Origin of the sequence: Dechloromonas denitrificans, assembly GCF_020510685.1 — a bacterium.
Lineage (GTDB): Bacteria > Pseudomonadota > Gammaproteobacteria > Burkholderiales > Rhodocyclaceae > Azonexus > Azonexus denitrificans_A.
Genome location: NZ_CP075185.1, coordinates 1,828,202 through 1,852,632 on the forward strand (window position 1 = coordinate 1,828,202; position 24,431 = coordinate 1,852,632).

At 61.9% G+C, this 24,431-nt stretch carries 18 protein-coding genes; 17 read left to right on the forward strand and 1 reads right to left on the reverse strand.

What is annotated here, in order from left to right; translation table 11 throughout:
• Positions 1-16 precede the first annotated feature (16 nt).
• From KI611_RS08875 to KI611_RS08955, 17 genes are all read left to right on the forward strand, one after another.
• The gene (locus KI611_RS08875) at positions 17-2,371 is read left to right on the forward strand and encodes an acyl-CoA dehydrogenase (RefSeq protein ID WP_226419457.1); all 2,355 of its coding nucleotides are present in this window, start codon (positions 17-19) and stop codon (positions 2,369-2,371) included.
• Positions 2,371-3,654, forward strand: a complete 1,284-nt coding sequence (locus tag KI611_RS08880; RefSeq protein WP_413463940.1) for an acetyl-CoA C-acetyltransferase — start codon at positions 2,371-2,373, stop codon at positions 3,652-3,654. The genes KI611_RS08875 and KI611_RS08880 overlap by 1 nt, the downstream gene beginning before the upstream one ends.
• 2 nt (positions 3,655-3,656) lie before the next feature.
• On the forward strand, positions 3,657-4,601 hold the full coding sequence (locus tag KI611_RS08885; protein ID WP_226419458.1) for a DegV family protein: 945 nt from the start codon (positions 3,657-3,659) through the stop codon (positions 4,599-4,601).
• A 12-nt stretch (positions 4,602-4,613) separates the two neighbouring features.
• Positions 4,614-6,524 carry a 3-hydroxyacyl-CoA dehydrogenase NAD-binding domain-containing protein gene (locus KI611_RS08890; protein WP_226419459.1) on the forward strand — a complete coding sequence of 637 codons (1,911 nt, stop codon included), beginning with the start codon at positions 4,614-4,616 and terminating at the stop codon, positions 6,522-6,524.
• Between the two features lie 136 nt (positions 6,525-6,660).
• Complete coding sequence (locus KI611_RS08895) at positions 6,661-7,965, forward strand: OmpP1/FadL family transporter (RefSeq protein ID WP_226419460.1); 1,305 nt, start codon at positions 6,661-6,663, stop codon at positions 7,963-7,965.
• A gap of 157 nt (positions 7,966-8,122) precedes the next feature.
• A complete protein-coding gene (locus KI611_RS08900; protein ID WP_226419461.1) occupies positions 8,123-10,522 on the forward strand; it encodes a 3-hydroxyacyl-CoA dehydrogenase/enoyl-CoA hydratase family protein in 2,400 nt (799 codons plus the stop codon).
• A 92-nt stretch (positions 10,523-10,614) separates the two neighbouring features.
• The gene (locus KI611_RS08905) at positions 10,615-11,814 is read left to right on the forward strand and encodes an acetyl-CoA C-acyltransferase (protein ID WP_226419462.1); all 1,200 of its coding nucleotides are present in this window, start codon (positions 10,615-10,617) and stop codon (positions 11,812-11,814) included.
• Positions 11,815-11,863: 49 nt separating this feature from the next.
• Positions 11,864-12,373 carry a DUF4442 domain-containing protein gene (locus tag KI611_RS08910; protein WP_226419463.1) on the forward strand — a complete coding sequence of 170 codons (510 nt, stop codon included), beginning with the start codon at positions 11,864-11,866 and terminating at the stop codon, positions 12,371-12,373.
• The gene (locus tag KI611_RS08915) at positions 12,370-12,945 is read left to right on the forward strand and encodes a chalcone isomerase family protein (protein ID WP_226419464.1); all 576 of its coding nucleotides are present in this window, start codon (positions 12,370-12,372) and stop codon (positions 12,943-12,945) included. Before KI611_RS08910 ends, KI611_RS08915 begins: the two co-directional genes overlap by 4 nt.
• A gap of 22 nt (positions 12,946-12,967) precedes the next feature.
• A complete protein-coding gene (locus KI611_RS08920; RefSeq protein ID WP_226419465.1) occupies positions 12,968-14,629 on the forward strand; it encodes a long-chain-fatty-acid--CoA ligase in 1,662 nt (553 codons plus the stop codon).
• Positions 14,629-15,576, forward strand: a complete 948-nt coding sequence (locus tag KI611_RS08925) for an NAD(P)H-dependent flavin oxidoreductase (RefSeq protein WP_226419466.1) — start codon at positions 14,629-14,631, stop codon at positions 15,574-15,576. The genes KI611_RS08920 and KI611_RS08925 overlap by 1 nt, the downstream gene beginning before the upstream one ends.
• 80 nt (positions 15,577-15,656) lie before the next feature.
• Positions 15,657-17,450, forward strand: coding sequence for an acyl-CoA dehydrogenase C-terminal domain-containing protein (locus KI611_RS08930; protein WP_226419467.1), 1,794 nt, complete (start codon positions 15,657-15,659; stop codon positions 17,448-17,450).
• Between the two features lie 263 nt (positions 17,451-17,713).
• Positions 17,714-18,586: a phosphate/phosphite/phosphonate ABC transporter substrate-binding protein gene (locus tag KI611_RS08935; protein WP_226419468.1), complete on the forward strand. Its 873-nt coding sequence runs from the start codon at positions 17,714-17,716 to the stop codon at positions 18,584-18,586.
• A gap of 6 nt (positions 18,587-18,592) precedes the next feature.
• Positions 18,593-21,370 (forward strand): hybrid sensor histidine kinase/response regulator, encoded by a 2,778-nt coding sequence (locus tag KI611_RS08940; RefSeq protein WP_226419469.1) that lies wholly within the window; start codon positions 18,593-18,595, stop codon positions 21,368-21,370.
• Positions 21,371-21,437: 67 nt separating this feature from the next.
• Positions 21,438-22,565, forward strand: a complete 1,128-nt coding sequence (locus tag KI611_RS08945; RefSeq protein ID WP_226419470.1) for an HD domain-containing phosphohydrolase — start codon at positions 21,438-21,440, stop codon at positions 22,563-22,565.
• 62 nt (positions 22,566-22,627) lie between these two features.
• Positions 22,628-23,119 carry an RNase H family protein gene (locus KI611_RS08950; protein ID WP_226419471.1) on the forward strand — a complete coding sequence of 164 codons (492 nt, stop codon included), beginning with the start codon at positions 22,628-22,630 and terminating at the stop codon, positions 23,117-23,119.
• Between the two features lie 132 nt (positions 23,120-23,251).
• Entirely contained in the window at positions 23,252-23,806 is a 555-nt protein-coding gene (locus KI611_RS08955; protein WP_226419472.1) for a flavodoxin, read from the forward strand.
• 92 nt (positions 23,807-23,898) lie between these two features.
• Here KI611_RS08955 and KI611_RS08960 read toward each other — a convergent pair whose 3' ends face one another.
• Positions 23,899-24,342, reverse strand: a complete 444-nt coding sequence (locus KI611_RS08960; RefSeq protein WP_226419473.1) for a hypothetical protein — start codon at positions 24,340-24,342, stop codon at positions 23,899-23,901.
• Positions 24,343-24,431: the final 89 nt, after the last annotated feature.

Here is a 24,431-nt window from a genome sequence, read left to right on the forward strand (position 1 = left end):
AAAGGAGACAAACAACATGTTCAACAGCCTCATCCCTCTGCTTGGGTTAGTCGCCCTGGTGGCTTTGGCCGGGCTGATCCTGATTCGGCCATTGCGCCGAAGCCTGATCACCCGGCCCATTTTTTCCACCTATCGCAAGGTGCTGCCGCAGATGTCGGATACCGAACGCGATGCGCTGGAGGCCGGAACCGTCTGGTGGGAAGGCGAGCTGTTCCGCGGCCAGCCGGACTGGCAGAAGCTGCATGCCTACCCGCAGCCGAAGCTGACGGCGGAAGAGCAGTCGTTCATGGACAATGAGTGCGAAGAGGCCTGCCGTCTGGTTGATGACTGGAAGGTGACGCACGAGCTGTACGACCTGCCGAACGAGGCCTGGCGCTACATCAAGGACAAGGGCTTCCTCGGGATGATCATTCCGAAGAAGTATGGTGGCCTGGAATTCTCGGCCTACGCCCATTCGCAGGTGGTGACCAAGCTGTCGACCCGTTCCTCGGCGTTGTCGGTATCGGTGATGGTGCCCAACTCGCTCGGCCCGGCCGAGTTGCTGCTGCACTACGGCACCGAGGAGCAGAAGCAGCACTACCTGCCGCGGCTGGCCAAGGGCATCGAAGTACCGGCTTTCGCATTGACCAGTCCGTGGGCCGGTTCGGATGCCGCGTCGATTCCCGATAGCGGCGTCGTCTGCAAGGGACTCTGGCAGGGCAAGGAAGTCCTCGGTATGCGCGTTTCCTGGGATAAGCGCTACATCACGCTGGCCCCGGTGTGTACCGTGTTCGGCCTGGCTTTCCACTTGTATGACCCGGATGGCTTGCTTGGCAACAAGAAGCATATCGGCATTACCTGTGCGCTGGTGCCCTACGATCATCCGGGGGTCGATACCGGGCGTCGCCATTTTCCGCTCAATGCGATGTTCATGAATGGCCCGACGCGCGGCAACGAAGTTTTCATGCCGCTCGATTTCATCATCGGCGGCCCGGAAAAAGCTGGCCACGGCTGGCGGATGTTGATGGAGTGCCTGGCGGCCGGCCGTTCGATTTCGCTGCCGTCGTCCAATACCGGCATGGCGCAGATGACGGCGCGCGCCGTTGGCGGTTATGCCCGCGTCCGTTCGCAGTTCAAGATGGCCGTCGGCAAGTTTGAGGGCGTCGAGGAGGCGCTGACCCGGATCGGTGCTTACACCTACATGATGGATGCCGTGCGCACGATGACGGCCGGCGCCGTCGATCTCGGCGAGAAGCCGTCGGTGGTTTCCGCTATCGCCAAGTACCACGTCACCGAACGGGCTCGCCAGGTGGTCAATGACGGCATGGACGTGATCGGCGGCAAGGGCATCTGCCTTGGCCCCTCCAACTTCCTCGGCCGCGCCTATCAGCAGGTGCCGATCGGCATCACCGTCGAAGGCGCCAATATCCTGACCCGCTCGCTGATCATCTTCGGGCAGGGGGCCATCCGCTGTCATCCGTTCCTGCTGCCGGAAATGCAGGCAGCGCAGAACCCGGATCAAAAGCGGGGCCTGGTCGATTTCGACAAGGCGTTGTTCGGCCATATCGGCTTCACCATCAAGAACGGTTTCCGCGCGCTATGGCTGGGCATGACCGGTTCGCACTTTGCTGTGGTCAACGTCGATACGGCGCCGGAAATGAAGCGCTACTACCAGCAACTGACGCGTTTTTCGGCGGCCTTTGCTTTCATGGCCGACATTTCGCTGCTGGTGCTCGGCGGCAGCGTCAAGCGTCGGGAAAAGTTGTCGGCCCGGCTCGGCGACATCCTGTCGCAGATGTATCTGATCTCCTGCACACTGAAACGCTACGAAGCCGAAGGGCGCAAGGCAGCCGATGCGCCGCTCGCCCACTGGGCGATCTGGGATGCCATGTACAAGGCACAGGAAGCCTTCGATGGCGTCATCGCCAACTTCCCGGTCCGTTTCATCGCCGCCTTCCTGCAGCGTTCGATCTTCCCGTGGGGTCATCCGTATGTCGTGCCGGCCGATGAAGTTGGGCACCAGGTAGCCAAGCTGTTGATTGCGCCGTCCGCCACCCGCGATCGGCTGACCGCCGAATGTTTCCTGCCGCTGATCGAGAACGAACCGATCGGTGCCATCGAACTGGCATTGAAGGCGACGCTGGCGGCCGAGGCCGTTGAGGCGAAGATCCGTGTCGCCGAGAAGGACGGCCGCTTCGATAACAACCCGCTGGCCAATGTCCGCGACATTGCCATCGTTGCCTTCGAGGCCGGGGTGATCAATGCCGCCGAGTTCGAGCTGATGAAGCGGCGCAATCACCTGCGCGACATCGTCGTACATGTCGACGATTTTCCCTTCGACTACAACGTGGCTACCGCCAACAAGCCGGCCGAGTGCCGCATGGTGGCCTGATGAAAACAATCTATGTGGTTGACGGCGCCCGTACGCCGTTCTTGAAGGCGCAGAAAGGGCCGGGGCCGTTCGCGGCATCCGACCTCGCCACCCAGGCCGGGCGGGCGCTGCTGCTGCGTCAGCCTTTTCTGCCGAGCGATCTCGACGAGGTCATTCTCGGTTGCGCTGCGCCGTCGCCAGACGAAACCAATATCGGCCGCATGGTGGCGCTGCGTCTTGGCTGTGGCGAGAAAGTGCCGGGCTGGACGGTGATGCGCAACTGCGCTTCCGGCATGCAGGCGCTCGATTCGGCCATCGCCAATATTCAGTGCGGTCGCTCCGAACTGGTGCTGGCCGGCGGCGTCGATGCCCTGTCGCGAGCGCCGCTGCTGTACTCCGACACGATGGTGCGCTGGTTCGCCGGCATGATGTCGATGCGGACGGCCGGCCAGAAGCTCGGTCATTTCCTCAAGCTGAAACCGGCGGCCTTGCTCAGCCCGGTCATCGGACTGATGAAAGGTTTGACCGACCCGGTGGTTGGCCTGCTGATGGGCCAGACGGCGGAAAACATCGCCTGGAAGTTCGGCATCGATCGGCAACAGATGGACGCGTTCGCCGTGCGTAGCCACCAGCGCTCGCTGGCCGCTCGTACGGCCGGGTATTTTGGCGAGATCGTGCCGCTGGTTGATGGCAACGGCAAGGTTTACGCCGAGGACGACGGCGTGCGGGCCGATGCCAGCATGGCCGGCATGGCCAAGCTGAAACCCTTCTTCGACAAGAAATACGGCAACATCACGGCGGCCAACAGTTCGCAGATTACCGATGGTGCCGCCTGGCTGATCCTCGCTTCGGAAGAAGCAGTGAAAAAATGGAATCTCAAGCCGCTCGGCAAAATCGTCGATAGCCAGTGGTCCGGCCTCGATCCTGCGCAGATGGGCCTCGGCCCGGTGCATGCCTCGACGCCCATCCTGCAGCGCCACGGCCTGGGACTGAACGATATCGACGCCTGGGAACTGAACGAGGCCTTCGCCGCCCAGGTCATGGGCTGCCAGGCTGCCTGGCAATCCGACGAGTACTGTCGTGAGCAGCTTGGTCTGCCGGCGGCACTCGGCGCCATCGACGAGAACAAGCTGAATGTCGATGGTGGGGCGGTGGCCATCGGCCATCCGGTCGGCGCCTCCGGGGCGCGCATCGTGCTGCATCTGCTGCATGTCCTGCGCCGGCAAAAGGCCAGGCGGGGCATCGCGACCATCTGTATCGGTGGCGGCCTGGGCGGCGCCATGCTGGTCGAAGCCGGAAGCTGAGCATGCGGATCGGTATTGTGGTTGATTCGGCTTGCGATTTGCCGAGGGATTTTCTCGCCGCCAACGGCGTGCTGGTCATGCCGATCACGCTGCGCATCGGCGACCTGCTGATCGAGGATCGGCGCGATCCCGAGGAAACCCAGGCCTTCTACGCCCGGCATCTGGACCGGAAAGGCGAGGATTTCGCCGAGTCGATTCCGTATTCGGTGCAGCAGATCGAACAGCTTTTCCTCGAACGGCTGGTCCTCGATTTCGACTATGTCTTCTGTCTGACCATCACCAGCACGCGCAGCCCGATTTTCAATCATGCGATGCAGGCGTCGCGCGCCATCCTCACCCAGTACAAGGCCATTCGCCGCGCCGCTGGCGTGCCGGAGCGTTTCGGGCTGGCCGTGCTGTCGACGCGCAACCTGTTTACCGGCCAGGCCGTACCGGTGGCCGAAGCCGTGCGCCTGATCCGGGCCGGCGGTTCGCCGAGCGAAATTGGCGCCCGCTTGCGCCATCTGATCGATCAGACCCACACCTACCTGGTGCCGGCCGACCTGTTTCATATCTACAAGCGGGCCTCTAAGAAAGGCGATACCAGCCTCAGCTGGGGTTCCTACACGCTCGGTTCGTGGCTGGATGTCAAACCGATCCTGCATTGCCATTGCGACCAGACGACCACGGTCGACAAGGTGCGCGGCTTCGAAGCCGGCGTCGAGCAACTGTTCAACAAGGCGGTCAAGCGCATCGATGATGGACTCGATGCGCCGCATATCTGCATCAGCTACGGCGGAGCGCCGGGCTTGGTGGCCAATCTGCCCGGTTATGCCCGGCTGACCCGGGCCGCGGCGGAGCAGGGCGTCCAAATTCTCGTTTCTCCGATGAGCAAGACGGCCGCGGTCAACGTCGGGCCGGGCGCGCTGTCGCTGGCCTTCGCTGCAACTGGCCATCGTCCGCATTAAAGAAAGCACATGATGAATCTCAATCTTCAACACTGGCGGGTCGAGCGCGATGCCGACGGTCTCGCCACCGTCACCCTGGACAAGGCCGGCGAGTCGGCCAATTCGCTGTCGGTTGCCGTGATGGCGGAACTGGCCCAGATCCTCGATGGTTTCGACAGGCAGCCGCCGAAAGGGTTGATCTTCCGCTCCGGCAAGGCAGCCGGCTTCATCGCCGGGGCCGACATCGAGGAATTCACCCAACTCGATACACCGGAAAAGGGGCGGGCGCTGGTCGAGCGGGGCTGGCAGCTGTTCAACCGTCTGGCTGCGGTCGACTACCCGACATTGGCCATCATCCGCGGCCATTGCCTGGGCGGCGGCCTCGAACTGGCGCTGGCCTGCCGCTACCTGCTGGCGGTTGACGAACCGGCGACCAAAATGGGCCTGCCGGAAGTCATGCTCGGCATCTTCCCGGGCTGGGGCGGCATGCTGCGCCTGCCGCAACGGGTTGGTCCGGCCGCTGCGCTCGACATGATGCTGACCGGCAAGAGCATCGACGCCAAACGAGCCAAGCGCATGGGCCTGGCCGATGAATGCGTGCCGCCCCGGGTTATGGAGCCGGCGGCGCGGCAACTGCTGCTTTCCGGCCAGCCCCGGCGCCCACTGCCGACGCTGCAGCGCCTGCTCAACGGGCCGCTCAAGGCCATCGTCGCCAGCGGCGCCCGCAAGCAGGTGGCAAAGAAGGCACGGCCGGAACATTACCCGGCGCCTTACGCCATCATCGAGATCTGGCAGAAACATAATGGCAATGCGCTGGCCGCGCCGGCCATTATCGACCGCATCATCAGTTCGCCGACGGCACGCAATCTGGTCCGGGTGTTCTTCCTGCAGGAAAGGCTGAAAGCATTCGGCAAGGAATCTCCCTTCAAGGCCGGGCGGGTCCATGTCATCGGAGCCGGTGTCATGGGCGGCGACATTGCTGCCTGGTGCGCCCTGCGCGGCATGACCGTAACGCTGCAGGATCAGAGCCTCGAACGCATGGGGCCTGCCTTGCAGCGGGCCAACAAGCTATTCACGCGCCGCCTGCGCGACCCGCTCAAGGCACGGGCCGCCTTCGACCGGCTGATTCCCGACGTCAACGGCGATGGTGTCGCCCATGCCGATGTGGTGATCGAGGCGATTTTCGAGAATGTCGAGGCCAAGCATGCGCTGTTCAAGGCGCTGGAGCCGCGGCTGAAACCGGGGGCGGTGCTCGCCACCAATACTTCGAGCCTGAAGCTGGAAGACTTGCGGACGGTGTTGCAGCAACCGGAACGCCTGGTCGGCATCCACTTCTTCAACCCGGTGGCGATGATGCCGTTAGTCGAGGTCGTTGCCGCCGACGGAGCCGACCCGGCCGCCGTGCAGGCGGCCTGCGCCTTCGTCCGGCAGATCGACAAGCTGCCCTTGCCGGTCCGCAGCACGCCGGGCTTTCTGGTCAATGCCGTGCTGGCCCCTTACATGCTGGAAGCGATGCAGGCGGTGGATGAGGGCGTCGCGCCGGAAACCATCGATGCCGCGATGCTTGCCTTCGGCATGCCGATGGGGCCGATCGAACTGGTCGATACGGTCGGGCTGGATATTGCGCTGGCTGCCGGGCAACAACTGGCCGGTGGCGTCCAGGCACCGCGCTGCCTGGTGCAGCGGGTCGAGGCAAAGCAGTTGGGCAAGAAAACCGGTAATGGCTTCTATGTCTGGAATGCCGGCAAGGCGGTCAAGGGCCAGCCGGGCAGTGTGCCGGCCGGATTGGCCGAGCGCCTGGTTTCGCCGCTGATCAAGCGTACCCGGCGCCTGGTGGCCGACGGTGTCGTTGGCGATGCCGAACTGGCCGATGCTGGCGTAATTTTTGGAACCGGTTTTGCGCCGTTTACCGGCGGCCCATTGAACTATAGTAAATCGATTTAAAAATTTGTTGTGTTTACCCAACATACGTTTGATTGTTTGTTCGATAAAACAGGGTTTCAAACGCACGTTTGAGATTTAATCGCAGCAGCAGTAACGGGAATAATTCCCAAAACATATATAAATGGAGACAAACCACATGCATAAAGTCATCACCCCTCGTCTTATTCCGGTGCTTGTTGCCGTCGCATTTTCCGGCGGTGCCACGGCTTCCGGCTTTCAGTTGCTCGAACAGAATGCGAGCGGCCTGGGTAATTCATACGCCGGTTCTGCGGCAGTAGCAGAGAACGCCAGTACGGTGTTCTACAACCCGGCCGGTATGACGCAGCTCAAGCAGATCGAGGTTTCCGGTGGCCTGACGGCGATCAAGACCAGCTTTGACTTCACCAACGAAGGGTCGAGCGTCGGCAGTCTGGCCAATACCGGCAATGGCAACAATGGCGGCGGCATTGGCTACGTGCCAAATGGTTTCCTGTCCTGGGGCATCACCAAGGATCTTTTCGTCGGCCTTGGGGTGGGCGCTCCGTTCGGTTTGCGGACGAAATACGATGATCAGTGGATCGGTGCGGCCCAATCGACTCACTTCGATGTCAAGACGATCAATATCAATCCATCCATCGCCTATCGCGTCAATGATGTGGTTTCGATCGGTGGCGGTTTGAATTGGCAACGTATCGAGGCGGATTATCGTCGACTGGTTTCAGTTGTCGGGGCGGCCGGCGGCACGACCTCGCCGCTCAAGCTGACCCTTGAGGACGATTCGTGGGGCTGGAATATCGGTGCCCTTTTCAAGGTTGCGCCGAGCACCAAAGTCGGTGTCTCCTACCGTTCCAAAATCAAATACGAAACGACCGGCAAGATCGACATCAGTGGCCCGCTTCGCACTTATAGTGCGGATGCCAAGGCTGATATCACGCTGCCGGATACCTTCATTCTCAGTCTGACCCACGCCGTGTCGGACCGTCTTGAGCTGTTGGGGGATGTATCCTGGACCGGTTGGAGCTCCATTCCCAAGATCGACATCATCCGGGCCTCGGCGACCCAGAATGGTGCTGCCGCAGCGGGAACCACCGCTCAGGTTCTGGACAGCGATTTTCGGGATACCTGGCGGGTCGCGGTCGGTGCCAATTACAAGCTGAACAACGACTTCATGCTGCGGGCCGGTGTCGCATATGACCAGAGTCCGGTCAAAGGCCCGTCTACTCGCCTGGTTTCTCTGCCCGACAACAACCGCACCTGGTTCTCTCTCGGCGCGCAGTGGAAAGCCAGCAACTCGATGACCTTTGATCTGGGCGGTGCTTATCTCTATGTCAAGGATGCCAAGATCGACAACAACCAGATCACCACGGGGGCGACCAGCCCGCTGACCAATCGCGGCCGGGTTACCGGCAACTATGAGGACAGCGCGTGGATTCTTGGCGGACAGGTTTCGCTGGCTTTCTGATTCAAACTATTTCTTGCGTCATTTATTCCCCGGCCAGTCCGGGGATTTTTTTGAAATTTGCCGCAAAAAATAGTTGACCGCAGGTATCTGCTATCTATAATTCAAACGTTCGTTTTATTTTTGAACGAAGTCTAAAAAGAGACCAAAGGAGAACCGCTTGAACAAGCTGATCGTGAAGAAAGCCGCCGTCCTCGGCGCGGGCGTGATGGGGGCGCAGATTGCCGCGCACCTCGCCAATGCCAACGTGCCGGTCGTGCTGTTTGACCTTCCTGCCAAGGAGGGAGACAAGAATGGCGTCGTCCGCAAGGCCCTCGATGGCCTGAAGAAGCTGGATCCGGCACCGCTGGCCAACAAGGCCAAGCTGCAGTTCATCGACGCCGCCAATTACGACGAACACTTGCCGCTGCTCGCCGAGTGCGATCTGGTGATCGAAGCGATTGCCGAACGCATGGACTGGAAGAACGATCTCTATGCCAAGATCGCCCCGCATCTGGGCGCCAACACGGTGGTCGCTTCCAATACCTCCGGCCTGTCGATGAATGCGCTGGCCCAGGGCTTGCCCGATGCGGTGCGGCCGCGTTTCTGCGGTATCCACTTCTTCAATCCGCCGCGCTACATGCATCTGGTTGAAATCATCGCCACCGAAAGCACCGATCCGGGCACGCTCGATGCGCTGGAAACCTGGCTGACTTCGCGCCTCGGCAAAGGCGTGATCCGCGCCCTCGATACCCCGAATTTCGTCGCCAACCGCATCGGCGTCTTCTCCATTCTTGCGGTGATGCACCATACCGCTGCCTTCGGTCTTGGCTTCGATGAAGTCGATGCGCTGACCGGGCCGAAGATCGGCCGCCCGAAGAGCGCCACCTATCGCACCGCCGATGTGGTCGGCCTCGATACGCTGGCCCACGTCGTCAAGACGATGCAGGACACGCTGCCCAACGATCCGTGGCATCAATACTTCACCAATCCGGCCTGGCTGCAGGCCTTGATCGCCAAGGGCGCGCTCGGCCAGAAGACCCGCTGCGGCATCTTCCGCAAGCAGGGCAAGGAAATCCAGGTGCTCGATCTGGCGGCTCAGGACTACCGCAAGTCGGCTGGCGAGCTCGCCGACGACGTCGCCGCCATTCTCAAGCTGAAGAACCCGGCCGAGAAGTTCGCCGCGCTGCGCGCCTCCGGCCACCCGCAAGCCCAGTTCCTGTGGGCCATTTTCCGCGACATCTTCCATTACGCCGCCGTCCAGCTGGAACACGTTGCCGACAATGCCCGCGACCTCGACTTCGCGATGCGCTGGGGCTTCGGCTGGGCGCAAGGCCCGTTCGAAACCTGGCAGGCGGCTGGTTGGTCCGAGATTGCCCAAGCCGTCGCGGCCGATATCGCCGCCGGCAAGAGCATGAGTGCCACGCCGCTGCCGGCCTGGGCGCTGGAAGCCGGCCGCACCGGCGTGCATACGCCGAACGGTTCCTACTCGGCCCGCGACAACGCCTACACGGCGCGTTCCGCACTGCCGGTCTATCAGCGTCAGCTGTTCCCGGAACGCGTGCTCGGCGAAGCTGCCGCCACCCCCGAAAAAGCCGGCGAAACGCTCTATGAGAACGACGGCGTGCGGTTGTGGACCCTGCCGGCGGTCGATAACAAGATCGGCATCGTTTCCTTCAAGTCGAAGATGCACAGCATCGGCGACGAGGTGCTGGACGGCCTGATCACCGCCGTGCGCCAGGCCGAGCGGACGCTGGATGGCGTGGTCGTCTGGCACGAAGCGCCGTTTGCCGTCGGGGCCAATCTGCAGCAGGTCGGTGAAGCCTGTGCGGCCGGACTGTTCGACCGGCTGGAAGAGACCGTCGAAAAATTCCAGCGCGCCTCGCAGATCCTGAAATATGCGCAAGTGCCGACGGTGGCTGCGGTGCAGGGCATGGCCCTGGGCGGTGGTTGCGAGTTCGTGATGCATGCCAGCAAGCGCGTCATGGCGCTGGAAAGTTATGTCGGCCTGGTCGAGGCCGGGGTCGGCCTGATTCCGGCTGGCGGCGGCTGCAAGGAATTCGCCGTGCGGGCGGCCGAGTGGGCGGCCCAGTCGGCGACGCCGGGCGAAGTGTTCAACTTCCTGCAGCCGGTATTCCAGACCATTGCCATGGCCAAGGTGGCGAAGAGTGCGGTCGAGGCGGTCGATTTCGGCTTCGCCAAACCGTCCGACACCATCCTGTTCAACGCCAACGAACTGCTCTTCGTCGCCATCAAGGAAGCCCGCGCCATGGCCGATGCCGGCTATGCGCCGCCGCCGATGCCGCGCGCCATTCCGGTGGCCGGCAAGAACGGTATCGCGACCTTCGAGATGATGTTGGTCAACATGAAGGAGGGCGGCATGATCTCCGCCCACGACTACAAGGTGGCCCGTTCGGCCGCGGTCGCCCTGTGCGGCGGCGAGGTCGAGACCGGTAGCCTGGTCGATGAGGAATGGCTGATCACCGTCGAGCGCTGCTTGTTCGTCGAGCTGCTGAAAACCCCCGAAACCCAGGCCCGGATCAAGCACATGCTGGAAACCGGCAAGCCGTTGAGGAACTAGTCGGTAGTTATTAGTCGCTAGTCGTTAGCTGCCAGCAGATGCGCTAGCGACTCAAGATTACTAGTAACTAGCAACTCAAAAAGGAATTTCAAATGAGCAAACAGATTCAAGATGCCTACATCGTCGCCGCCACGCGTCTGCCGGTGGCGAAGAAGAACGGCATGTTCAAGAACGTCCGCCCGGACGACATGCTGGCCCACGTCATCAAGGCGGTGATCGCCCAGGTGCCGGGTGTCGATCCGGCGCGTATCGGCGATGTCATCGTCGGTTGCGCCATGCCGGAAGCCGAGCAGGGCATGAACGTCGCCCGCATCGGCCTGCTGCTGGCCGGCTTGCCGATCACCGTGCCGGGTCTCACGATCAACCGCTTCTGCTCCTCCGGGGTACAGGCGGTGGCCGATGCCGCCAACCAGATCCGCCTCGGCCTGGCCGACGTGATGATCGCCGCCGGTACCGAGTCGATGAGCATCATGCCGCAGATCATGGGCAACAAGATGTCGATGAACCCGGCCATCTTCGCCAAGGAGGAAAACCTCGGCATCGCTTACGGCATGGGTTTGACCGCCGAGAAAGTGGCCAACCAGTGGAAGGTCAGCCGCGAAGCGCAGGACGCCTTCGCCGTCGAGTCGCACCGCCGGGCTTGCGCGGCGATTGCCGCCGGCCACTTCAAGGCCGAGATTTCCCCCTATGCCATTCGCGAAAGCCTGCCCGACCTGAAGAGCGGCGAGATCCGCATCCGCGAGCGGCTGGCCGACACCGACGAAGGGCCGCGGCCGGACTCGGCGCTCGACAAGCTGGCCAAGCTGAAGCCTGTATTCCATGCGCGCGGTTCGGTTACCGCCGGCAATTCCTCGCAGATGTCGGACGGCGCGGGGGCGGTGATGCTGGTTTCCGAGAAGGTCTTGAAGGAACACAACCTGACGCCGCTGGCCCGCTTTGCCGGTTACGCGGTTGGCGGTGTGGCGCCGGAAATCATGGGCATCGGCCCGGTTGCGGCGATTCCCAAGGTGCTGGCCCAGGTTGGCATCGGGCAGGATGACCTCGACTGGATCGAACTCAACGAAGCCTTCGCGGCGCAGTCGCTGGCGGTGATGCAGGAACTCGGCATCAACCCGGCCAAGGTCAATCCGCTCGGCGGCGCCATCGCGCTTGGCCATCCGCTCGGCGCTACCGGCGCCATCCGCATCGCCACCGTCGTCCATGGCCTGCAGCGCACCGGCGGCCGTTACGGCATGGTGACGATGTGCATCGGCACCGGCATGGGCGCCGCCGGCATCATCGAGCGTCTGTGATCGTCTACCGCGCCCTGCAGGAAGTCCCCTTGCGGGGCAGCAAGCGCCGATGAAACCCGCCTGGCTGGCCAGACTATCGCCAACCTGGCGGGCGCGCATGGTGCGGATGGGATTCAACTTCCATCCCGCCTTTCGCGGCACCGGTGGCCGGGTGGTGCATGTCGCCAAGGATTTGCGGCACATCCGCATTTGCCTGGCGCTCAACTGGAAGACGAAAAACATCGTCGGCTCGCTGTACGGCGGTTCGCTGTTCGCGATCACCGACGGGGCGCATCCAATGATGCTGATGGCGGCGCTCGGTGACGGTTACATCGTCTGGGACAAGGCGGCGAGCATCCGTTATCGCAAGCCGGGCTACTCGACGCTGTATGCCGATTTCATTCTGAGCGCCGACGAGATCGCCAGCATCCATGCCGCCTTGCGCGAGAGGCCCGAACTGGAGCGGACCTATCTGGTCGAGCTGAAAGACAGCCATGGCGTGGTTCATGCCGTGGTCGAACGCACTGTTTATATTGCAGAAAAGAAGCACTACCAACAAAAAGCGGGTGGAGACAAATGATTACATCGACAAGCGTGCGCCGGGCGGCCCTGATTGCCGCCTTGCTCGCCGTACCGGGGCTGCAGGCGGCCGAGGTGGCTGGCATCCGGCTGGAAGACAAGCTGCGTGTCGGCAACAGCGACTTGCTGCTCAACGGTGCCGGCTTGCGCAGCAAGCTGTTCATCAAGGTTTATGTCGGGGCGCTCTACGTGAACGAGAAGTCGTCGGTCCCGGCCGGCGTGCTCGACAGTACGGCGCCGCGCCGGATGGTCCTCCGCCTGCTCCGCGATCTGGGGGGCGATGCGCTGCACGAGGCGCTGGAAGAGGGGCTGGCCAATAATCACAGCCCGGCCGAACTGGCCGCGATCAAGCCGCAATCCGAGCAGTTGGCGGCAATCATGAAAGGGATAGGCAAAGTCCGGGAAGGTGATACCGTTGCCATCGACTTTTCCGCCGATGGCATCAGCGTCAGCCTGAACGGCGAAGGACGCGGCAAGGTGGCCGGTCCGGCCATTGCCCGGGCGCTGCTCAAGGTCTGGCTCGGCGACAAGCCGGTGGACGCCTCGCTGAAGAAGGCGCTGCTCGGAATTTAAGGCACTCAAGGAGGAGACAAACATGGAAAAAATCTGGCTAAAAAGCTATCCCAAGGGCGTGCCGGCTGAAATCAGCATTGCCCACGTGCCGTCGCTGGTGGCGTTGTTCGAGAAAGCCTGCGCGACCTACGCCGACAAGGTGGCCTACATCAGCATGGACCACGAAATGACCTACGGCGAGCTCGACGAGCAGTCGAAGGCTTTCGCCGGCTGGCTGCAGTCGCTGGGCTTGAAGAAGGGCGACCGCGTCGCGCTGATGATGCCCAACCTGCTGCAATATCCGGTGGCGCTGTTCGGCACCTTGCGCGCCGGCTGCATCGTGGTGAACTGCAACCCGCTGTACACGCCGCGCGAACTGGAGCATCAGTTGAAGGATTGCGGGGCGACGACCATCGTCATCGTCGAGAACTTCGCCCATACGCTGGAGCAGATCGTCGCCCACACGGCGATCAAACATATCGTCGTGACGCCGATGGGCGAAATGCTCGGGGCGGTGAAGGGGGCGCTGGTCAATTTCGTCGTCCGCCATGTCAAGAAACTGGTGCCGGCCTGGAAACTGCCCAAGACCATCGGTTTCAAGACGGCGCTGGCGGCTGGCCGGCGGCAGGGCTGGCAGCCGGTGGCGCTGAACCATGACGATATCGCCTTCCTGCAATATACCGGCGGCACGACCGGCATTTCCAAGGGGGCCATGCTCAGCCATGGCAACATTGCCTCCAACGTGATGCAGGCGCATGCCTGGATCAAGCCGGTGGTCAGGGACGGGCAGGAATTCATCATCACTGCCTTGCCGCTTTATCACATCTTCGCGCTGACGGCGAACTGCCTGACTTTCCTGATGATCGGCGCGCGCAATCTGCTGATCGCCAATCCGCGCGACATTCCCGGCTTCATCAAGGAGTGGAGCAAGTATCCGGTGACGGTGGTCACCGGGGTCAATACCCTGTTCAATGCGCTGCTCCACAATCCGGATTTCGCCAAGCTCGATTTCTCGACGATGAACGTCACGCTCGGCGGCGGCATGGCGGTCCAGGTGCCGGTTGCCGAACACTGGCTGAAGGTCACCGGCAATCCGTTGCTGCAAGCCTATGGCCTGACCGAAACCTCGCCGGCGGCGACGATCAATCCGCTCGACATGCAGAACTTCAACGGTTCGATCGGTCTGCCGATTTCCTCGACCGAAATATCGATCCGCGACGATTACGGCAACGAGGTGCCGCTGACCCAGGTCGGCGAAATCGGCATTCGCGGACCGCAGGTGATGAAGGGCTACTGGCAGCGCAAGGAAGAAACCGAGCTGGCTTTCTTCCCGGACGGCTTTTTGCGTACCGGCGACATGGGCTATGTCGATCCGAACGGTTTCGTCTTCCTGGTCGATCGCAAGAAAGACATGATTCTGGTCTCCGGCTTCAATGTCTATCCGAACGAGGTCGAGGAAGCGGTCGCCATGCACCCCGGGGTGCGCGATGTCGCCGCCATCGGCGTGCCCGACGAGCATTCCGGCGAGGCGGTCAAGATCTTCGTCGTGCGCAAAGACCCAGCGCTGACCGAACACATGTTGATCGAGCATTGCCGGGGCGTCCTGACCGGCTACAAGATTCCGCGTCATATTGAATTCCGTGACGACCTGCCGCGTACCAACGTCGGCAAGATCCTGCGTCGCGCACTGAAAGAGGGGGCGTAATGCCGATTCCCGCATCATTGAACAAGAACCTCCGGCTGCCGGTGATCTGCGCGCCGATGTTCATCGTCTCCAACCCCGATCTGGTCATTGCCCAGTGCAAGAGCGGCGTCATCGGCTCCTTTCCGGCGCTCAACGCCCGGCCGAAGGACTTGCTCGACGACTGGCTGATCCGCATCAAGGCTGAACTGGCGGCCGACCCGAACGCCGCGCCGTTCGCCGTCAATCAGATCATCCATCCTTCCAACGAGCGGCTGGAGCACGACATGGCCTTGTGCGTGAAGCACGAGGTGCCGCTGATCATCACCAGCCTGTCGGCGCCGACCGCCATCGTGCCGCATGTCCATCGTTATGGCGGCAAGGTCTTCCATGACGTGATCAGCGTCCGCCATGCCGAAAAAGCGCTGGAAGCCGGTGTCGATGGCCTGATCCTGGTCTGCGCCGGGGCCGGCGGCCATGCCGGCACGCTCAGCCCGTTTGCGCTGGTTGGCGAGATCCGCAAGTTCTACGACGGGCCGATTGCCCTGTCCGGCGCTATCACCAACGGCCGTGCCATTCTCTCGGCGCAGGCGCTGGGAGCCGACTTTGCCTACATCGGCACGCGCTTCATCGCCACCCGGGAAGCCAATGCCGTCGAAGCCTACAAGCAGGCCATCGTCGATTCGGCGGCCAAGGATGTGGTCTACACGCCGTATTTCACCGGTGTGCATGGCAATTACCTCAGCAAGAGCATCCTCGCCGCCGGCCTCGACCCGGCCAATCTGCCGGTCAAGGACAAGACCGCGATGAGCTTCGGCAGCGCCGGCGACGCCAAGGCCTGGAAGGATATCTGGGGTGCCGGGCAGGGCGTCGGCACGATAGCCGAGGTGATGCCGACGGCCGAGCTGGTTGCCCGGCTGCGTGAAGAGTATCGCGCCGCTAGAGAGCAGTTGTTGGTTGCTGGTTATTAGTTGCTGGCAACCCCAAAACCCAAAATCCAACCGCTAGCGACTAATGACTGCCGACTAGCGACTAACAAGGAGATAGACAAATGAGTGATTACCGCGCCCCCGTAAAAGACATGCGCTTCGTGATGGACGAACTGGCCGGCTTCAAGGAGCTGAGCCAGATCGCCGGTTTCGAGGAAGCGACGCCGGATCTGGCCGATGCCGTGCTCGACGAAGCCGCCAAGTTTGCCGGCGAAGTGCTGGCCCCGCTCAACCGGGTCGGCGACCAGGAAGGCTGCCAACTGACCGCCACCGGCGTCACCACGCCGACCGGCTGGAAGGCGGCCTACAAGGCCTTCCGCGAAGCCGGCTGGAACGGCATCACCTCGCCGGCCGATTTCGGCGGCCAGGGCCTGCCCGATACGTTGGGTATCGCGGTCAAGGAAATGGTCTGCTCGGCCAATCTCTCCTTCTCGCTCGGCCCCTTGCTCACCACCGGCGCCGTCGAAGCGCTGCTGACCTGTGCCAGCGATGAACTGAAGGCGATCTACCTGGAAAAGATGGTGACCGGCGAGTGGACCGGCACGATGAACCTGACCGAGCCGCAGGCCGGCTCCGATCTGGCGCTGATCCGTTCGCGCGCCGAGCCGCAGGCCGACGGTAGCTATCGCGTTTTCGGGCAAAAGATTTTCATCACCTACGGCGACCACGACATGACGGACAACATCGTCCACCTCGTGCTCGCCCGCCTGCCGGATGCGCCGGCCGGTGTGAAGGGCATCTCGATGTTCCTGGTGCCGAAATTCCTGGTCAATGCCGACGGCTCGCTCGGCGCGCGCAACGACGCGCATTGCGTCTCGATCGAACACAAGCTCGGCATCCACGCCAGCCCGACCTGCGTCATGGCCTATGGCGACAATGGCGGGGCGGTCGGTTATCTGCTCGGCGAAGCCAACCGCGGCCTGGAATACATGTTCATCATGATGAACGAAGCCCGTCTCGGCGTCGGTCTGCAGGGCATTGCGCTCGGCGAGCGCGCCTACCAGCAGGCCCTGGCCTTCGCCCGCGAACGCAAACAGGGCCGCGATGCGCTGACCGGCGAGGCGCTGGTCACCCTCGACAAGCACCCCGACATCCGCCGCATGCTGATGTTGATGAAGAGCCGCGTCGAAGCCAATCGCGCCATGACCTACTACACCTCGGGTCTGCTCGACCGTGCCCACGCGGCGACCAATGCCGAGGAGAAGAAGCGCCAGCTCTGGCTGGCCGAATTCATGATCCCCATCGTCAAGGGCGGCGGTACCGAAATGGGTATCGAAGTCACCTCGCTCGGCATCCAGATCCACGGCGGCATGGGCTTCATCGAGGAAACCGGCGCCGCCCAGCACTGGCGCGATTCGCGCATCACCACCATCTACGAAGGGACGACCGGCATCCAGGCCAACGACCTGCTGTTCCGCAAGCTGATGCGTGACCAGGGCGCCACGGCCAAGCTCGTTTTCGGCGAAGTGTATGCCACCGCCAAGGCCCTTGGCGTCTCCGGCAAACCGGAACTGCAGGCCATCGGCCAACGCCTCGGCTCTGCGCTGAAAGCCTGGACGGAGGCCACCGAATGGCTGGCCGGCAATGTTAAAACCGACCTGTCCGGCGTCCTGACCGCGGCGGTGCCTTACCTGCATCTCGCGGTCACCGTCTGTGGCGGTTGGTTCATGGGGAAGGCAGCCTTGGCGGCGGCCGGCCATCTCGACACCGGGTCTGGCGACCAGGCTTTCTACCGCGCCAAGATCGCTACCGCCCGCTTCTACGCCGACCAGTTGCTGCCGCAGGCCGCTTCCTACGGCGAAACCGTCAAGGCCGGCAACGCCGCGCTGGCCACTGTTGGTGACGAGGTGTTCTAGGCTGGTCAAAATCTTCTCTGCAGGGTGGCGGCCGGCTGTTTGCCGGTTGCTTCTCTAATTCACAGGGCCTTCGGGCCCTTTTTTTCGTCCGGGGTTGGCCGCCGCTACGCTCTCCGCCGGGAATGCCGGGAATGCCGGGAACCGGATTCCCTTTTCTGGTCGCTATACTCTAGCCTGGCGTTGCAGAGCGCCAATCTTGTGCGTTGCTTGTTTGCTCCCGGCAAAACGGGGCGGCGTCGTGGTGTTTCGAGGGGGGCTTCGACATGAACATGCTTTCTGACTGGATTTTTCGCGCTACCCGGTTTTGCCGGAAAGGGGGGGCGCTCAGTCTCGCCGCCCTCGCTTTTTTTATGCTGCCGGGCAGTGCCACGGCTGGGGCAACCTACACCATGGGTGTGGTGCCGCAGTTCGAGCAGCGCAAATTGTTTGCCATCTGGAAACCGATTGTCGAGGAACTCCGGCGACGCACCGGGGTGGATATCAAGTTGATGGTCACGCTCTCCGTTCCGGAGTTCGAGGGGGCGCTGGAGAACGGGACATTCGACTTTGTCTATGCCAATCCCTACCACATCCTGCGCGTCAGCGATTCTCAGGGCTATATTCCATTGATCCGGGACACGGCACCGCTGCGTGGCATCCTGGTGGTCCGCCAGGATAGTCCCTTCAAAAACATCAAGGATCTCCAGGGCAAAACCCTGGCCGTACCTTCGCCCAATGCGCTCGGGGCAAGCCTGCTGTTGCGGGCCGAGTTGGAGCGAGTGCATGGCGTCCGGCTCTCGCTGTTGAATGCAAAAAACCATAGCTCGGTCTATCTGCATGTGCTGAACGGTTTGACCGAAGCGGGAGGTGGAGTGCAAAAAACCCTGGCCGAGCAAGCCCCGGATATCCAGGCGCAACTCAGGGTGTTGTACACCACCCGCGATATGCCTTCGCATCCGGTTGCCGTCCATCCCCGCATTCCGCCTGTGGTTCGCGGGCAACTCAAACAGGCCCTGCTGGACATGGCCGCGACGACGGCCGGCAAAGCGCTGCTCGACGAAATCCCGATGCCAGTGCCGGTGGCTACTTCGCTTGAGGATTACCTGCCGATGCGCCAGTGGGGGCTCGAAAAATACTGGGTTAACGAACGAAAATAGGTAACCGTGTCCATTTCACTGCGTTGGAAGTTGTTGCTCCCGCTGCTGCTCGGGAGCTTGTTGATCCTGGCGATTCTCAACTTCGTCTGGGGGCCGCGCTATCTCGAAGCTCAGAAAATCGAGTATCTGGAAGATGTAAATCATCATCTGGACAGCGTCATCGAGGGATTGATTCCCCTGATGCTGTCAAGCCAGCTGGACATCATCAGCGAAAATCTTGGCGAGCTGAAAAAGAAAAATCGCGACTGGCATGAAGTTCGGTTGACCAATGCGCGCGGCCAGCAAATCTATCCGCCAATGCTGGGCGCAACCCCGGCCAGCAGGAATGGTGCCGCGCTGCAAACGCTGGACAAGGACATCGGCTATCTGGATATGCCGCTGGGGCATTTGACGGTCCAGCTCGATTTGACCGGATGGTTGAAAAAACGCCAGACCCAGCACCAAGAGCTGACGTTCATGTTGATGGGGATCGTTGTGCTGCTTGGCTTGATCTGGGGCATGATGGTCGAGGCGGTTGTGCTCCGGCCCATCCGTCGCTTGTCGAAAGCAGCCAAGGCGCTGGCCCAGCGCCGTTTCGACGTGCCCCTGCCACCGGCCGGGCGGGACGAGGTCGGGGGGCTGGTCGAAAGTTTTGCGTCCATGCGCCAGGATCTGCAGGCCTATCATTCTGAACTCCTGGATGAAATCACCGAGCGCGAACAGATCGAGCAGGCCTTGCTCGAACATCGCCAGCATCTGGAAGATCAGGTTGCCGAACGGACGGCGGAATTGTTTGCGGCCAAGGAAGCGGCCGAGCAAGCCAGCCGGGCGAAGAGCGTTTTTCTGGCGACGATGAGCCACGAAATCCGGACGCCGATGAATGCCATTGTCGGGCTGACCCATTTGCTGCGGCGTCACCTGAGCAATCCCCGACAACTGCAGCAACTTTCGACCATCGCCGAATCGGCGCAATCGCTGCTCGGTATCCTCAATGACATCCTCGATTTTTCCAAAATCGAGGCGGGGAAGATCGAGCTGGAATCCGCCGACTTCAATCTCGAACCACTCCTGGAAAATACGGCAGCGCTGATCGGCAGTCGGGCGGCAGAAAAAGGCGTGGAGGTGATAATCCAGATAGACCCGCGGATTCCGTCCGTGTTGCGCGGCGATGGGCTACGCGTAGCCCAGATTCTGCTTAATTTCGCCAGTAATGCCGTTAAGTTCACCGACCGGGGCAGCATTACCTTGCGTGCCAAAGCCGAGAGCATCGGGCAGGACGAGCTGACGCTGCGTCTAGAAGTGCAGGATACCGGCATCGGCGTACCGCAGGAATTGCGGCCCCGCTTGTTCGAGGCATTTGAGCAGGCCAGCGGTGGAACCACCCGGCGCTACGGGGGGAGCGGTCTCGGACTGGCCATCGTCAAGCGGCTGTCCGCGCTGATGGGTGGAGAGGTCGGTGTCGACAGCATTGTTGGACAAGGCAGTACCTTCTGGTCGCTCATCCATCTGCGGCCGGGCAAGAGCGATACCGTCATCCACCCGGTGCGGTTTTCCGGGCAGCGGATGCTGGTTGTCGATGATCTGCCGGATGCCAGGGAAATGCTGCAGGTCATGCTGGAATCGATGGGGTTGCAGGCCGACACCGCAGGATCAGGACGAGATGCCCTGGCATTGATTGCCAGCGCCGATGCCGCCGACGAACCCTATCCGGTGATTCTGCTCGACTGGCGGATGCCCGATATGGATGGCAACGAAACAGCCGTGCGCATTCGGCAACTGCCACTCAAATCACCGCCACAGATCCTGCTGGTGACGGCCTATGGCGCGGATTTGCCGCCCTATACGACATCCTCGGCGCGTTTTGACGGGGTGTTGAGCAAGCCCGTTCTGCGCGCCAATCTGATGGAAACCCTGGCCCGGGCGCTGTCCGGTCCGGCGTCCGAGGTGCCGGACGAAGCCCGGTTGAGCACGTTTGATCCGGAAAAGTCCGGTGCCCGCATTTTGCTGGTCGAAGACAACCTGGTGAATCAGCAGGTTGGCCGGGATCTTCTCGAGGATGTCGGACTGACCGTCGATGTCGCGGGCAACGGGGCGATTGCCGTGGAGCGGATGGCGGAGGGCGAGCACTACGACCTGATCCTGATGGACGTGCAGATGCCGGTGATGGATGGGCTGGAAGCCACCCGGCGCATCCGCCAGCTGCCGTCGGGGCGCCTTCTGCCGATCCTGGCGATGACCGCTAATGCCTTTGCCGAAGATCGCGAAAGCTGTCTGGCCGCAGGCATGAACGGGCATGTGCCGAAACCGGTGGATCCCGAGCGGCTCTACAAGATCCTCTCGACCTGGCTGCCGTTGCCCGGAACGGTGAAGGAGGGGGCGGGCGCCGTGGCCGCCGAGCCAATGCCCGATGCTTCGGTCGGGTTGCTCGATTTCGGCAAACTCGAGTTGCGCTACAAGAGCAAGCCGGCCTTCATCCAGAAACTGCTCGGTGTCGTTCTCCAGCAGCTGTCGAGCGATGCCGTCAGCCTTCGGCAAACTGCCGAGGCCGGCGACTTTTCCCGGCTGGTCACCCTGGCTCATGCCCTGAAGGGCATGGCCGGAAGCATCATGGCCGATGGTTTGTTCGCCCAGGCGCGGGCTACCGAGTTGGCCGCCCGCGAAGGCATTCCCGAGGCAATCCCGCAGAGCCGGGCGCTGGCTGATGCCCTCGATCATCTGTCTGGCGAAATTACCGCCTACCTTGGCGAACGGCAGGCCGTGCCTGGCGAGACCACGGTCATGCCAGGAGCGGATGTCGCTCGGTAAGCCTTAAGCCGCCGACAGGGCGGTCTATACTGGACGCCAGTGAGTCCCGCTCAGCCGAAACCAATTAATGCCCTACAAGCGTCATATCCTGATCGCCGATGATCAACCCAGCATTTTGCTGGTGCTCGAAGAAATGCTCGAAGAGCGCTTCGAGGTCCATGCCTTCGCCGATGGCAAAGGCTTACTCGACTATGTCCACCAGGGCGGGGCGGTCGACCTGGTTCTGACCGATGTGGTCATGCCGCTGGTCGATGGCTTCGAGGTATGCCGCCAGCTCAAGGCGGACGAGCAGACCCGCGATATTCCCGTCCTTTTTCTTTCCAGTCTGGAGAGCGACACCGACGAAGCCTTCGGTCTTTCGCTGGGGGCGGAAGATTTTATTCATAAACCCTTTTCCTTGCCGGTCGTGCTGGCCCGGGTCCGCAATCACCTGGCCCTGGCCGACGCCAGCAAACAGCTGTCGCGGCGCAACGACGAGCTGGAACAACTGGTGGCGGAGCGGACGCGCGAGGTGGTGCGCCGGGGCGAGCAATTGATCAGCGCGCAGGACGCCATCATTACGGCGCTGTGTTCGCTGGCCGATGTGCGGGACAACGAGACGGGCAACCATATTCTCCGCACCCAGGCCTATGTCAGGTTGCTGGCGGAAGATTTGCGTACCCAGCCGGCTTTTGCGCCGCAGCTCGATGAAGAAAATATCGCCATGATCACCAAGTCGGCGGCCCTGCACGATGTCGGCAAGGTGGCGATTCCCGATGCCATTCTGCTCAAGCCGGGCAAGCTCGATGCCGACGAGCGCGCCATCATGCAACACCACTGCGCCTATGGCCGGGACACCATCGCCCGCGCGATTGGCGGGATGGCGGCGGATTCCGGCTCCTATCTGCACTACGCCGAGGAAATCGCCTACAGCCACCACGAGCGTTGGGACGGCACGGGCTATCCGCAAGGCCTGCAAGGCACGGCAATCCCGCTGTCGGCACGACTGATGGCCATCGCCGATGTTTATGATGCGCTGATTTCGCGGCGGGTGTACAAGCCGGCTTTCCCTCATCCGCAGGTCGTCGGCATCATTGCCGAGGAGCGGGGAAAGCAGTTCGATCCGGATATGGTCGATGCCTTTCTGCGCGTTGCCGATCAGTTTGAAAATATCGCACTGAGCTATCTGGATACCGACCCCGCCGGGCCTTTTTAAGGTTTTTCGCCGGCCGGGTACTGACTGTTCATGGCGCCATGCCGCCGAGCTGTGGAATCACCATGCCAAAAAGAAGAAAAAAGAAGATCGTCCGGATCATCCACCCATCGGTCGGCCCCTTGCCGTTGCGGCTCGCCGGGCAATTCGCCGGGCGCCTGCTGGTCTTCAGCGATGCCAGCCAGAAGCGGCACGGCGGGCTGGCGGCGGTGATCTTCGACGATCACGATGGCGAACCGCAGATCAGTACGCGGACGGTGCCGCTGACCGGCAGCAACGAGCTGGAATTGCAGGCGGCCCTGTTCGCCCTCAGCGAAGCCGGCAGTCGCTTCCCCGGCCGGCCGTTGAGCCTGTTCTCCGACAATCAGGACGCGGCGACCCGGCTCGCTCGCGCCGCCACCCTCGGCCTGGCCCAGGACCCGCCGCTGGCCGCGCTGTGTGCCGGCTTGGGCATCGCCGCCACGCTGGCCGCCGCCTCGTTCCGCTGGGTGCCCGGCCACGGCACCTGTCGCGGCAATATCCTGGCTGACCTGCATGCGGCGCGGGCTGCAGCATAGCGGCCGGTGGCGTGTCGGAAAGCCGACATTGATCGCCGGCCAGTCGGGAAAACGGCCGGAAAACCCAGCGCCTGAGCGTGGCATATCAATTGCGTGACATCGGTTTCATTCAAACCATGACCGCCATCCGCCATGAAAAAAATCGGAATATTTTTCGGAACCGAAACCGGAACGACCCGGCTGATCGCCAAGAAGCTGCAGAAGATGCTCGGCGACGAGATCGCCAGCAAACCGCTCAACGTCAATCGCATCACCCCGGAAGAAATGCTGCAGTACGACGCCCTGATACTCGGCACGCCGAGCTATGGCGAGGGCGAGATTCCCGGGCTTAGCGCCGGCTGTCTCGAGCCCAACTGGGAAGAATTCCTGGTCAAGATGCAAAACCCGAATTTCTCCGGCAAACGCATCGCCTTCTTCGGTCTCGGCGCACAGGAACGTTACGCCGACCGCTTTGCCAGCTCGCTACGCGCGCTGCACCAGGTCTTCACGGATTTCGGCGCGGAAATCGTCGGTGACTGGAGTACCGACGGTTATACCTTCCAGCATTCTGCGGCCGTGGTCGACGGCCGCTTCGTCGGACTGGTGATCGATCAGCGGACGCAAGGCATGCATACCGACGAGCGCCTCGCTACCTGGCTGGAACAGATCAAGCCCTTGCTGCTGGAGAAGATCGCTGCGGCCGAATAGGGCGAAAGTATGCTTGCCTGGTTACTCAAAATTTGCTCGAGAACCCTTGGCGAATCGAGAACGAAGCATGGCAGTCGATTGTGAACAGCCTCTCAGTCGTTCTCAGAAACTCGGTAAGCAGCATGACAGGCCACGCAATTCTGCATCAGGCTACCCAGTTGCGACAGCGTCTGCGATTGAGGCGCGCCAGCGCCTATGCTTTTGGCTATCGAATCAAAGCCTTGGTGGATATTTTTCGATAACGGCTTCCAGCCATCGGGCGCCTTTTCGCTGATTTTCTTTCTTTCCGGGTCGTTTAGACGAACCGTTCCTCGATCCAATGCGGCATTTCGCGCTTGTTCGGCGTTTCCGCTTGAAAGGGCAGTCAAAATTGTGGAAATTGTATTTAGGTTGGTGCGCATTTCACCGAGCATCCAAACCCTCTCGGCTGGCAACAAGTTCACGATCTGTCGTGGGTCGGTGAGGTCCTCGGCATATGCCGGCAAATTGCCGGAAAGTGCCGATGTTGCCATTAGCAGTGCAAGCACAGATTTCATATGCGCCTCGATATTTGGCAGTGACCAATGTATCCATTAGCGTTGGCCACTGTTTGAATACGATACTCGGCAACCTGTTGATCCAGGCC

Bases quoted from the DNA above. Each gene is read 5' to 3' on its own strand.
- KI611_RS08910 (WP_226419463.1), top strand. From the start codon at position 11,864: ATGAAACCCGCCTGGCTGGCCAGACTATCGCCAACCTGGCGGGCGCGC.
- KI611_RS08905 (WP_226419462.1), top strand. From the start codon at position 10,615: ATGAGCAAACAGATTCAAGATGCCTACATCGTCGCCGCCACGCGTCTG.
- KI611_RS08875 (WP_226419457.1), top strand. From the start codon at position 17: ATGTTCAACAGCCTCATCCCTCTGCTTGGGTTAGTCGCCCTGGTGGCT.
- KI611_RS08955 (WP_226419472.1), top strand. From the start codon at position 23,252: ATGAAAAAAATCGGAATATTTTTCGGAACCGAAACCGGAACGACCCGG.
- KI611_RS08880 (WP_413463940.1), top strand. From the start codon at position 2,371: ATGAAAACAATCTATGTGGTTGACGGCGCCCGTACGCCGTTCTTGAAG.
- KI611_RS08885 (WP_226419458.1), top strand. From the start codon at position 3,657: ATGCGGATCGGTATTGTGGTTGATTCGGCTTGCGATTTGCCGAGGGAT.
- KI611_RS08925 (WP_226419466.1), top strand. From the start codon at position 14,629: ATGCCGATTCCCGCATCATTGAACAAGAACCTCCGGCTGCCGGTGATC.
- KI611_RS08915 (WP_226419464.1), top strand. From the start codon at position 12,370: ATGATTACATCGACAAGCGTGCGCCGGGCGGCCCTGATTGCCGCCTTG.
- KI611_RS08950 (WP_226419471.1), top strand. From the start codon at position 22,628: ATGCCAAAAAGAAGAAAAAAGAAGATCGTCCGGATCATCCACCCATCG.
- KI611_RS08960 (WP_226419473.1), bottom strand. From the start codon at position 24,342: ATGAAATCTGTGCTTGCACTGCTAATGGCAACATCGGCACTTTCCGGC.
- KI611_RS08945 (WP_226419470.1), top strand. From the start codon at position 21,438: ATGCCCTACAAGCGTCATATCCTGATCGCCGATGATCAACCCAGCATT.
- KI611_RS08895 (WP_226419460.1), top strand. From the start codon at position 6,661: ATGCATAAAGTCATCACCCCTCGTCTTATTCCGGTGCTTGTTGCCGTC.
- KI611_RS08920 (WP_226419465.1), top strand. From the start codon at position 12,968: ATGGAAAAAATCTGGCTAAAAAGCTATCCCAAGGGCGTGCCGGCTGAA.
- KI611_RS08935 (WP_226419468.1), top strand. From the start codon at position 17,714: ATGAACATGCTTTCTGACTGGATTTTTCGCGCTACCCGGTTTTGCCGG.
- KI611_RS08930 (WP_226419467.1), top strand. From the start codon at position 15,657: ATGAGTGATTACCGCGCCCCCGTAAAAGACATGCGCTTCGTGATGGAC.
- KI611_RS08890 (WP_226419459.1), top strand. From the start codon at position 4,614: ATGAATCTCAATCTTCAACACTGGCGGGTCGAGCGCGATGCCGACGGT.